The organism is Gilvimarinus gilvus (assembly GCF_030518155.1).
Lineage (GTDB): Bacteria > Pseudomonadota > Gammaproteobacteria > Pseudomonadales > Cellvibrionaceae > Gilvimarinus > Gilvimarinus gilvus.
In genome coordinates this window covers 1-11,974 of record NZ_JAULRU010000379.1, presented here as the reverse complement: position 1 = coordinate 11,974, position 11,974 = coordinate 1, and the positions used below count along the sequence as shown (strand labels likewise).

At 53.4% G+C, this 11,974-nt stretch carries 9 protein-coding genes and 4 tRNA genes; all 13 read right to left on the bottom strand.

Annotation, left to right across the window (positions count from 1 at the left end; genetic code table 11):
• The coding region (locus tag QWI17_RS06660) for a GTP-binding protein (RefSeq protein WP_302721642.1) at window positions 1–168 on the bottom strand (168 nt) is incomplete at its 3' end.
• Between the two features lie 88 nt (window positions 169–256).
• A tRNA-Thr gene (locus QWI17_RS06655) sits at window positions 257–332 on the bottom strand.
• 16 nt (window positions 333–348) lie between these two features.
• A tRNA-Gly gene (locus QWI17_RS06650) sits at window positions 349–422 on the bottom strand.
• Window positions 423–514: 92 nt separating this feature from the next.
• Window positions 515–598, bottom strand: a tRNA-Tyr gene (locus QWI17_RS06645).
• A gap of 91 nt (window positions 599–689) precedes the next feature.
• Window positions 690–765 (bottom strand) — tRNA-Thr (locus QWI17_RS06640).
• Between the two features lie 48 nt (window positions 766–813).
• Window positions 814–1,497 (bottom strand): SPOR domain-containing protein, encoded by a 684-nt coding sequence (locus QWI17_RS06635; protein ID WP_302721750.1) that lies wholly within the window; start codon window positions 1,495–1,497, stop codon window positions 814–816.
• 21 nt (window positions 1,498–1,518) lie between these two features.
• Window positions 1,519–2,241, bottom strand: coding sequence for a type III pantothenate kinase (locus QWI17_RS06630; RefSeq protein WP_302721749.1), 723 nt, complete (start codon window positions 2,239–2,241; stop codon window positions 1,519–1,521).
• Window positions 2,238–3,218, bottom strand: coding sequence for a bifunctional biotin--[acetyl-CoA-carboxylase] ligase/biotin operon repressor BirA (birA, locus tag QWI17_RS06625; protein ID WP_302721748.1), 981 nt, complete (start codon window positions 3,216–3,218; stop codon window positions 2,238–2,240). The genes QWI17_RS06630 and birA overlap by 4 nt, the downstream gene beginning before the upstream one ends.
• Window positions 3,215–4,342, bottom strand: a complete 1,128-nt coding sequence (gene alr, locus QWI17_RS06620; protein ID WP_302721747.1) for an alanine racemase — start codon at window positions 4,340–4,342, stop codon at window positions 3,215–3,217. The genes birA and alr overlap by 4 nt, the downstream gene beginning before the upstream one ends.
• A gap of 137 nt (window positions 4,343–4,479) precedes the next feature.
• On the bottom strand, window positions 4,480–5,499 hold the full coding sequence (locus tag QWI17_RS06615; RefSeq protein ID WP_302721746.1) for a glycoside hydrolase family 43 protein: 1,020 nt from the start codon (window positions 5,497–5,499) through the stop codon (window positions 4,480–4,482).
• Window positions 5,500–5,570: 71 nt separating this feature from the next.
• Window positions 5,571–7,061, bottom strand: coding sequence for an MFS transporter (locus QWI17_RS06610; protein WP_302721745.1), 1,491 nt, complete (start codon window positions 7,059–7,061; stop codon window positions 5,571–5,573).
• Between the two features lie 271 nt (window positions 7,062–7,332).
• Window positions 7,333–10,662 carry a 3-keto-alpha-glucoside-1,2-lyase-like domain-containing protein gene (locus tag QWI17_RS06605; protein ID WP_302721744.1) on the bottom strand — a complete coding sequence of 1,110 codons (3,330 nt, stop codon included), beginning with the start codon at window positions 10,660–10,662 and terminating at the stop codon, window positions 7,333–7,335.
• A 38-nt stretch (window positions 10,663–10,700) separates the two neighbouring features.
• Window positions 10,701–11,465 (bottom strand): 3-keto-disaccharide hydrolase, encoded by a 765-nt coding sequence (locus QWI17_RS06600; RefSeq protein ID WP_302721743.1) that lies wholly within the window; start codon window positions 11,463–11,465, stop codon window positions 10,701–10,703.
• Between the last annotated feature and the right edge of the window lie 509 nt (window positions 11,466–11,974).

The window sequence follows — 11,974 nt, the reverse complement described above, 5'->3', positions numbered from 1 at the left end:
CTCTTCTGGTGCGTTATCAATACCGTCAAAGGCAACAGCTGCGCCGCCCCAAACTTCTGCACACACGCGGGTCAAAGCCGCTGTCAGAGTGGTTTTACCGTGGTCAACGTGACCGATGGTGCCCACATTGACGTGGGGCTTATTACGTTCGAACTTTTCCTTCGCCATTGCGAGCGCCTCCTCAACTAGCCATCAAACAAGCCGTTTACTTACACACAAAAACAGCCGCGAAAGCACTTCTTTCGCAGCCAGAAAATGGAGCTCTTGAGCAGATTTGAACTGCCGACCTCACCCTTACCAAGGGTGTGCTCTACCAACTGAGCTACAAGAGCCTTAAACCACAGTAACTGGAGCGGGCAGCGGGAATCGAACCCGCATATTCAGCTTGGAAGGCTGACGTTCTACCACTGAACTATGCCCGCTGAGTTCTTGCTCCGCGAAACCGCTCCAACAAACCGGAGAGCTTCCAGCCGCAGCGACTTTTTGGCCGCCACCGCTATGCGGTGATATAAAATGGTGCAGGGGGGTGGATTCGAACCACCGAAGCTTGCGCGTCAGATTTACAGTCTGATCCCTTTGGCCACTCGGGAACCCCTGCGAATGAGCCGAGCATTGTCCGGCCCAAAGCAGCTTCTGTCAACCGGATTTCCTAGGAAATTCACTCAGTTACAGCAACTATCTAGAGAAAATGGAGCTGGCGAGAGGAGTCGAACCCCCGACCGGCTGATTACAAGTCAGCTGCTCTACCAACTGAGCTACGCCAGCATTTCTCAGACCACGTCTTAACGTGGAGGCGGGATTCTAGTGAAACTTTTACTCAGACGCAACACCTGAGCAGTAATTTTGTTGTTTCTCCACGTTATTTTCCCGAGACAGTAATTCCAACCAAGCCTCACTGCTCAATTTTTGCGCCTGCCCCGCGCCCAACACCACCCAGACCTCTTTGCGAGTTCGTGTTATTTCACGAATTTCAGCATCATAACCAAGCGACCGCATATCATCTCGGCGCGCGGCAGCAAGCTCAGCGCGAGTAAACATACCGAAAGAGATACCATTGGCCAGCTCACCCTTTGGAATGAGGTAGCTGTCAATTTGTTTTGCCTGCACCTCACGCAGCCGCTTTAGTGCTTCTTTCTTGCTCGCTTCCGGCGGCAAATGCACCCAATAGCCAGCCCCTTCCGGAACTTCAAGCTCATCGACACGCGCCACAACATCTAGCGCCTGCAGCGCTTCGACAAAGTATTCAGCACTCAACAGGCGCGGAAACGGCCCCACGGTATGACACAAACCAGACTCTGCAGCCGGTAAAGGCGCCGCCGCACTGGCGCGAGATGCCGACAAGCGACTCCCTTCAAGCTCAGACAGTAATCTCAACTTTTCACCACCTCTGGCAACATTCGATACAGACACCTCTCGCTCTGGCACAGACCAAACGGTCAACTGCAACACAAGCGCTGCCACATTCACGCCTAAAAGAGCAAAAAAGATTAATCTCATATCAGCCTCTGTAGCCACACCTTACGGAGCAGCGAAATAGTGTTCCAGTCCAATAAATACCAATTCCGCTTCCAGCCGAGCCTCTGGATAGAATTCTTGCCAAACAGAAGCATCGCCGCCGCTTAGTATTAACGTGCAATTCCCTGCCCGCCTCAAGGCGGCATCAATCAAGCCACACCCCATAACGGTTATCGCGCTGTCAATGGCCGACTGTGTCGTCACCCCCGGTGCGCATGAGGCGCAATAGGGCTTCGCGAGCGCCGCGGCCAAAACGCCCGACTTGCCCGCCAGAGATCGCCGCATCAAATGCACGCCCGGCCCAATCCAACCTCCCAGATGATCCCCGGCATCCGTAACCACGTCGGCGGTTATCGCGCTGCCGCTATCCACCACCACAACGGCCCCATCAATCAACGAACGGGCTGCAACCATAGCCAGCCAGCGGTCGACACCAAGCGTCTGGCAATCTGCGTAACCGCACCGCACCCCACCGGCATCGGGCGCAGGCTTGGCGTAGCGCGCCGCAGGTATTTGCAGCTCTGCGAGAGCAGCATTGAGTGAGCCCTCGCGCTCGGTGCCGGCCACACTGGCAACCCAAACATGCTCCACCTGGTGAACCGCACTGATTTCAACCAGCCACTGCCAACCCTCAGCATACTCCGCGCCACCCGCAGCCAGCTGCAAGTTACTCTGCCTAAGGCGCCATTTTACGCGACTATTCCCCATATCAATCAGTAAATTCATGACACAGCTCTCACGCTGACCTCGCCACCGTAAAAAAGACGCTCCTCACCACCAACTCTGAGCGTGAGAGCCCCACTGCCATCAACCCCAATCAGCTCACCCCGAATTTCGCTATTGGCAGTTTGTAGGCTCACCGCCTGCCCCATAAAGGCGGCGCGCTCGAGCCACGCCGCCCGCCACCGGGCAAACCCCACCCGCTCGAACTCAACCATTAAGCGGGACAATGCATCCACAAGACTGGCAACCATCTCATTGCGCCCGACCGACTCTAGCCCCTGCTCGCTCGACATACTCGCCAAATCCGTCCATGGCTGATCGATAGATTGAGCGGCACAACTGGGCATGCGAACATTCACCCCCACTCCGACCACAACCTGACAAACACCCGCCGGGTCCCCCGACATTTCGAGCAATATACCCGCCAGCTTGCGCCCGTCCACCAGCACATCATTGGGCCACTTTAATTGCACTCCACGAAAACCGAATGACTCCAACACCTGAGCAATACAAACACCCACGGCCAGACTCAGGCCTTCAAGTCGCGCCGCCCCGCCTTCGAATTGCCACACCCCGGACAAGTACAAGTTACTGCCAAACGGGCTAATCCATTGGCGACCGCGTCGCCCCCTGCCCGCGGTCTGCTGCTCGGCAATGCAAAAACTGCCCGAGCGCAACGTGCTGGAACGCGACAGCAACTGCGCGTTGGTCGAATCCGTTACCACCTCCAACTGAATTAGGGTCGGGTCAACACCCGCAAGATCCGCAATACGTGAAGCATTCAACAACTCTAGCGGTGCTGACAATCGATACCCTCGCCCCCGCACACTTTCACACTCAAGCCCCAGCTCACCGAGCTTCTGTAACTGCTTCCACACAGCGGTGCGGCTGACGGCGAGGGCTTCGCCCAGCTCCTCCCCGGAGTGGAACTCACCATCTCTGAGCAGGTGCAACAAAGTAAGCATTACCGAGTCCGTCATACCTCTCCCCGATACACGCGCGGACAGCGCGAACCACGCAAAGTGGTCAAAAGCTCGTAACCCAACAGATGACGCTCCTGAGTCAAACGATTCAATGTCAGCGAGCGGTTTATGATTTGGATGGCAGGCAGAGAGTCGACGCTATCGAGCCACTGCTCAACGTTCGGAACAGCGGTCACATCAAAGGTGGTGATATCCATCGAGATTCGCCCCGCCACAGGAACCTCAACCCCTGACAGCTCACCAACCCCCTGAGACTGCAAAATATTATGCACCCCATCAGCATAGCCGCCGGCGCAAACAGCCAAAATGGCTCCCTGTGGTTTATTGTAGGTTGCCCCATACCCCACTGAGCTATCCACCTCAAGTCGCTTAAATTGCAACGTTGGCAGCGCCAGAGTCAGCACCGGGCGAATTGACTCGGCCGGCGCCATCTCATTTTGCGGAGGCTGGAAGCCATACAGCGCGGCGCCCGGGCGCACCAAATCAAAGTGATACTCTTTACCCAGGTAAATGCCACAAGAATTGGCAAGACTGAGCCGGCAATTCGGTAACACTTGACGCAGAGCGGCTTCCCGCGCGCGAAATTCGGCCAACTGCCTTGAATTCTGCGGATGATGAGGCTCATCGGCGCACGCTAGATGACTCATCACAAGACTCGGGTTGAGCTCACGCAGCAGGGCGGGCGCTGCGAGCAAGTCATCCAACTCGGCGAGACCAAGCCCCTGCCGACTCATTCCGGTATCAATTTTTACAGCGCAATCGCGCCCCGCAAGACCGGCTGCTCGCCAGCGGCGAATCGCACTCAGCGAGCATAAAACGGGGGTAACGCCCAGGCTCGCACACTCGCGCTCAAGCCCCAGGGGGGCGCCGCCCAATACATAACACCTGATATCGGAGTCGAGGCAATGAGCAAGCTGTCTTGCCTCGTCCAGCGTCGCTACAAAATAATGCCGACAACCGGCGCTGTGCAGAGCTTTTGCGACCGGCTCCACACCCAAGCCATAAGCATCAGCCTTCACCACCGCAGAGGTCACCGCAGGAGCCGACAGCTCGGCAAGCGCGCGCCAGTTGGCAACCAGCGCAGAAAGATCAATAGACAAGCCCGGAGGGGTTACGCTCATAGACAATAACAGCCAGTGAAAGCTGGCATAGTTACAAAACTACGCCATAAAATCCAGCACCCGAGCACAGGGCGCGAAAAAACTACCAGCGTCTGAAAAGAAAAAAGCCCGGCAAAACCGGGCACTGAGGAGTCAAGCTAACCGGGATAGGGATCAAGCGTTACGATTTTACCGTCGGCGTCATATTGAATCTCCGCCATTTTGACGCAGCGTAGGTGCGTCGTCCCTTTTGACAAAGAGGAGTCGTGATAAAACAAATACCACTTGCCTTCAAACTCACAAATAGAGTGGTGCGTTGTCCAGCCAACGACGGGATTAAGAATCCGCCCCTGATACGTGAATGGGCCATAAGGAGTATCGCCTGTGGCATAACACAGATAGTGGGTATCGCCCGTTGAGTAAGAAAAGTAATACTTCCCTTGGTACTTATGCATCCACGGGCCTTCAAAGTAACGGCGGTCGTGATCACCAGCCTTCAGGAGCTCGCCATTTTCATCGAGGATCTGAATTTCTCTAGGCTCCTCCGCAAACGCCTTCATATCTTCGGAGAGCTTGGCCACAATCGGGCCTAACGCCGGCTCATCATCTGCCGGCTCTTCACTGGCTTCGCCATACTGATTACCGCGATACTTTTGCAGCTGCCCGCCCCACAGACCACCAAAGTACATGTAGTGAGAGCCATCACCATCCTCAAATACCGCCGGATCGATTGAGTAGCTGCCCGCAATAGCTTCTGGCTCAGCTACAAACGGCCCGACGGGACTGTCGCCAACGGCAACGCCAATCTGAAAAATCCCGTCGGCTTTTTTTGCCGGAAAATAGAGATAGTACTTGTCGCCTTTGCGCGCGGCATCTGGCGCCCACATTTGTCGTTCGGCCCAGGGCACATCTTTCACGTGCAAGGCAACACCATGATCGACCGCCTTACTCTCGACCGAATCCATAGAGTAGACGTGATAGTCCTCCATGCAAAAGTGATCGCCATTGTCATTAAAAGGCACTCCACCTTCGATATCGTGGGACGGATAAATATATAACTTGCCGTCAAACACGTGCGCTGAAGGGTCAGCGGTGTATACGTGATCCACCAGTGGCTTTGACAATGCCCTCGCATTTAGCTCGTCAAAATCGAGCTGTTGGTATTGTTCATCAGACATGCATAAACTCTCAATTTAAACGCGGTACCAACATTGAGTACCGCTATTACTGTTTTTACCTAAGCTATCCGCTAAATGCCGGGAGCTTCAATGGCCTCATTGCGCCGACCATCCAAGTCACTCTCAATTTGCTGCTCCATATTTTTATCGATCTTGTAGAAGACCAAAAGCCCGGCCGCCAAAAAGCCCGGCAGAGACGCAAACAGACTGACCGCCAGCAAAATACCGTCTATGGTCTCTTGGCTTTGCACAGCAGTTGCCGCTTGATAACCGTATACAGCCAATAGTGCAGACACCAAAGAGCCGCCCAAGGTCAAGCCCAGCTTTAATCCCAAAATCATGGCCGAAAATATAATACCGGTGGCGCGCCGGTTGTTTTTCCACTCGGAATAATCCGCCACATCCGCAATCATTGCCCATAACAGAGGAATGGTAATGCCGTAGGAGAAGCCATGCAGAACTTGCGACAGGAATACCAAACCAATTGACTCGGGGGATAGGAAGTACAAAACCAATATAAACAGCATGGACACGGCCAGCGCCCAACCGAACACATTGCGCTTGCCAAAGCGATTAGTTAAGGGTTTTGAGAAGCCAATACCAATGATCATTAATATAATGCCAATGCCATTGAACAAACTAAACGCCGAGGTGGGAGCATCTTCTGGCCAACGGAATTTTGTTAGCCCAACGTTCTGTAAGCCAGCGTTAAGGCTCGCGATAAATCCGTTAAAACCGGATTCATCAAGGAAACGAGCCAGCTCGGCCTCATTTAAATAGTTCTCAAAGTAATAAATTAATGTGCCGCTTTTAAGCGACAACATCATAAAGACCAGAATGGTTGCAAGCAGCATGATGACCCAGGGGATATTTTTAAAAAGATCACCAAGGTCTTCTTTGATTGTCGATTTCTGCTCTACGTTCGGTGTTACGCGCTCCTTAGTCGTGAGGAAGGTGATGATAAAACACACCACACCGATGACCGCAAATATTGTCATTACCTGCTTAAAGCCTTCTGCTTTGTCTCCATCACCGAGAATCAGCACCAGCGGCAGCAGCAGTACCTGAATAATAAACTGGGCAACCATGACCGCGACAAAACGGTACGAAGACAAACTAACGCGCTCGCCCATATTACCGGTAATAACGCCACTCAACGCTGAGTAAGGCAAATTATTCGCCGAGTACAACATCATCAACGCCAGGTAGGTGACAAACGCGTAAATGAGCTTACCTGAAGGGTCCAGGTCAGGCGTGGTAAACGAGAGCAAAGCGCCCAGGCCAAAAGGTATAGAGGTAAATAAAACCCAGGGCCGGAACTTACCCCAACGAGTATTGGTGCGATCTGCCAGCACCCCAACAACGGGCGCAAAGATAACCCCGCCGAGAATACCGCAGACACCGGTGACCATCGACGCCTGTGCAGGCGGCAGACCGTATACATCGGTATAGAAAAACGCGATAAACGTTACCAGAGTTTGAAATATAAGATTGGCAGCCAGATCACCCAGGCTGTAGCCGACCTTTTCCATCACCGAAATTTTTTCGACGCGTACATTCATATCGTTATCTTCTGTTGTTTTATTGTTATCGGCGCTCTGACCGGCGCCGCTTTAACCCGCACACCTACAATGGCCCATCTAGCATACTAGAATGGCGTATTGTGCTACAGCTTACGCACCCCATACCAGCACTATTTAGTCATTATGACTATATGATATATCTGTTGGTGCGCAGAATGCAAAGATTCTGCGACACAAGGTTTACTATAGCCCGTAAAACCACAACGCCGGGCAGGGCCCGGCGTTGTTTATGCAAATGAGCGCCACTGCGCTACCTGGCAAAGCGATACAGCGAATAGTAAGCCTTGAGCGGGGGGGTATTCGAATCCACCACGCCCTGCCCCAGCGTGACCTCATAAACTCTCGCCGTCTGCTGCGGATGCACATCTGGCACACTGATATCCGCTAGCTGTACCTGCAGGGCTTTCCCTCCATCAAGCCGAGTTACCTTCGCAACAAGCTCGTCGCGCTCCGCCATTTCGGGCGAGCCATAATCGGGCGCATCGCGATATGTCCAGGAGCGAACACTCACCAGATCAGCAAGGCTGTCAGTCGCTGCGGGCTGAGTCAGACGGACGAGGAAACCATCCGATGTCGCCTCGACTGTAGCAATCGCCGCCGCTACGGTTGTCCCGTCCCAACGGATACGTTGCAAGCTCGCAACATGGCCGCCTTTGGCCTGCCAACCGCGTCCGGTTTGGCCCACTAGCAAGCTGCCATCGGGCATAAATACGCCGCGCATCACGCCAGAAGCCAAGCCCGACATAAACGGAATAACAACGCCCTGATGGTGTTCACCAACTTTTTCGGTAACCACTCGCAGCAAGTTTGACTGCGTCTGATCACCCACCAACATTTGCCCGGCAAAGGGGCCAAACGCGCCCTCGGTAGTATCCCAAATGGGATTGCCCGGCGCGTTGGCAACAATGTTGTGAGGAAACAATACAACCGCCTCTTCGCGCCTATCGGCCACTTGCTCCCACTGAATTTCGGGGGACTCTGGGGTCATCCCGGGCAGATCCACTAAGCCACTTGGGTGACCGTAGAACTTACCCTCTTCGATAGTAAATAATTTGGAGGTGCCTACAAACTCACCCTGATTCTCGGTATACCACAGCTGACCATCCGGGCCGGTCGCGAGCCCTGCGGGGCTGCGCAAACCGCTGGCATAGAGGCTTCCCTCCCCCTCGGGAGTGACTCGAATATTCCAGCCGCTGTAACCGCCTTGCGAGCCCATATAAAGACCATCAGCCTTGTAGACCGCTTCATCCGTATGAGCCAGATTGAAATTGATGTGATAAGCGCCATCGGCCGCCCGCGCGGGGCCGTGCACGTAAGTATGGTAGTTGCCGTGATAACTGTGCTGATCGTAGAGCGTGTCAAATTTATCCCCCATACCATCGCCATCGGTATCGGTAATTCGGGTCAATTCCGCTTTTTGGCCGACCACGATTTGTAAACCATGCTCGTCCTCGATCTGTACACCCAAGCTGTCGAACAGCCCCTCTGCAAACAGCTGCCATTCGCCATCTTTAATACGCCAAATTCCCGCCGTACGCGTTGCCACCACTACAGTGCCATCTTGAGCAAGAGCGAGCCCCAAGGCTTCAAATAATTGATCGCGACCGTAATTATCCTGTGGCGGCAGATAGCTCTCAATCGAGTAGCCCGCCGGCAAATCAGCAGTAGCCTCCACCACTTTGAGAGGCTGGCGCAGATGATTAAACCCGGAAGCTTTCGGCTTCCACGCACTGGTCGCCAGGGCAATAGATGCGCTCAATTGGGCTTCGTCATTACCAGCGGGCAGCACCCAAACATCGCCTTGCAGCTTGCCGGAAGACACAGATATCGAACTTAGTGTCTGCGTATTGATTTTAAAGCTCTGGGACTGACCTCGCTGGCCGCCTACCGTAACGCTAACCTTACCGTTGTCTGCGATATCGGTGGTGACAGCCAAACTGTTCTTGCCAACGCGGTAGTGAAAATGCGGCGCTGCGGTTTTACTGCGAGACGGACGCGCATAACCCAAGAACTGTGCATTCTGCGCGGCAATCAGCTCTTGCTGGTCCAGCTCGGAGTTGAGCCCTGCATTTATTGCTGACGTATCCTGAAATACTGCCTCTTTGAATGAAAAATCTATGAGTTCACCCGAGGCATTGAGAGGCGCGAATAAAATACCCAGCTCACCCAAGTCAATCTCACGCGTTTCGAAGCCCGTTTTCAAGCCACTGCCACCGCGGTTGGTAAGCTCACCGGTCATATCCAGAAAGCCGCCCTGCCACACTTTAGCAATACCCAAAATACGCGGGTCGAAGCTGTAATTGACGGCATTGGGCTGGCCGATGTGAACTGCGCGCGCCGATACACCTTCGAGTGGCCCGCGCTGAATGCGCACACGATCATCAACCAAAAATTGCAAGTCATCCAACAAAGGATCGTATTTTTCAGGCCCGGAAGACTCCACTAGCTTCACCGCCGGCCCCTGCTCCCACGCATTGTTCAGCGTTTGCAGATAAAAACCAATAGCGTCGAGCTGTTTGTCAGTTAAGGTTTGCTTCATGTAGGGTGGCATAATGGGTAAATAGGCCTCGCCAGCCTTATCGCCACCTTCATGGATAGCCAGTTCTGCGGCAGGGCTTCGCACCGCGCGCTCCAAATAGCTAAAATCCGCCTTGACGGTAAATCTGTGGTTTTCGGCCGCCTCAACAATTTCACGATCCCGCGGTGTTTTTTTGAACAGGCCATACAAGTTGGGGCCTGTCTTCATGCTCGGGTCATTCGCTGCCACCGCATGGCATTCTTTGCAGCCCAGCGACATAAATGTGTCTTCCCCTAATGCCGCAAAATCAATCAACTCACTTTCGTTGGTGTCGCCACCACTCGCGCCTGGCAAAGCGATTTTATCAAAGTCAGCAGGTTTTACCTGCAGGCTGCGCACGGCGGCCTGGCCGCTGCGAACCCGTAACATTGCCGGCCCCGATGTCGTTTCCCAGACCTGAATAGGGTCAGCGGTAAAACCTTCCAGCAACACATTTTTCTGAACCACTTTGCCGTCAATTTTGGCGTCGAGAATAAATGCATTTTCAGACTTCGCTGACGCCTCGTCATAGCGCGGCGCGCGAAAACGCACCTCTAGAGTGTGCCAAGTACCGGGCTTAACGTCGACCTCACTCGTGGGAGCGATGCCCCCAGTCATCTTATTTTGCGAACCATCCCAGCGCTGCTGAATACCGCCTGCGTCTTGGTAAGTAAGGGAGGTGTCACCGTCTTTATCCGCCAGCGCAATCTCGTAGCGCCCCTGCAGGTAAACCCCAGCATCGGTGCCATCAGCGACCATATACTCAAGCTTTAGCAAGGTATCTCCCAAATACACATTCGAGAGCAACGGTTTATCGTCGCCCACGAGTACAACATTCTTGCCTTCGCCCTCAGCGGAAATCTTACCACCGCTCACGCTCACCGACTGCGCCGACACAAGCTGATCATTATCGGCAATGTATTGGAAAAAATCGGCATCGGCGTCAGCCGCTATACCGTAAGGAGTACTGGCTAACCCCAAGACCGCAACCCAAAGCGGCAAGCCTTTACGTATTCTTCGCATAATATGTTCTCGAACCAATATTCAGTAACGACGCGGAACTACAGCTCACGCACCCATATGTTTTTAAATTTCGTCGGATTGCCGTGGTCTTGCAGACGCAACGGTGCACAACCGTGTGCTTCATAGGGAGGGTGACCAATCCATGACGTTGGCCCTTGAATTTCAGCGTGGTTTTGTACCAACACGCCATTGTGTAGCACGGTGACAAATGCAGGGGAAACCAGGTCACCACTTTCGTCAAAGCGAGGCGCCCGATATATAATGTCGTAGACATTCCACTGTGTCAGCGGCTTGGTCGCATTTACCAAGGGTATATGTTGTTTGTAGATCGAACCGGCCTGACCATTTGGATAAGTCTCACCGCCGTGGGAATCCAATACCTGTACTTCATAGCGCTCCTGAAAGAAGACACCACTGTTACCACGCCCCTGCCCCTCAGGCCCCTCCATCAGATCTTCTGGTGGCGCCTGCCACTCGATATGTAACTGAACATCGCAAAAGTCCTGACGCGTCCTAATATCGCCCGTCTTAGGGTTAGTCTCCAATACATCACCTTTAATGTTCCAAGGTCCGGCACTGCTGTCCTTCGCAGACTCCCAAGCCTCCAGACCAGAGCCATCAAACAGCACAATCGCATCGGAGGGCACCCCAGCCTTATTGAACGAAACCTGAGCGGGCACCGGCTCCCACACCTCGGTCTCCTGAGCCAATTGCCAGGGTTCTTTTTCAGCGGCCACACAGGCTGCAGCCATAAAAGTGGTACTTAGGGCGAATAAACGGACACTTGAGTTCAACAGATACATGGGCTCTCTCTTATTAATATAGGTAATCCGGTTTGAATTGTAGCCTAAAACAAACTTTTCACATATGGAATTAAAAAGTACAAATGAAATTTGGCTCACTATAACAGGATAATGTCAATTTAACCTTAAGCAGTTATTAAAGATTGTTTAAGGAGTGTTGAATGGATGTCGGATGTCGGATGTCGGATGTCGGATGTCGGATGTCGGATGTCGGATGTCGGATGTCGGATGTCGGAAAAAGTATGTGTGCTGGTGGTGCTGGGATATTGGAATCGGTGAACGGTGAACGGTGAACGGTGAACGGTGAACGGTGAACAAAAATATAGCTCTTTGGTATTTTAAAGACGCTCATCTTCGCCACTTCTATGGGTATTTTTTAGGGTTTATAGACGAAGGCTTGCATAGTGGCACGCTTTCACATGGGGGCTTCACGGAGCGCTTTGACTGCGATAGCAGTCTGCTTCGTCAAGCGCGGCCAGCTGTGCTGGTCGCTGGGTGACGAGCGTTTG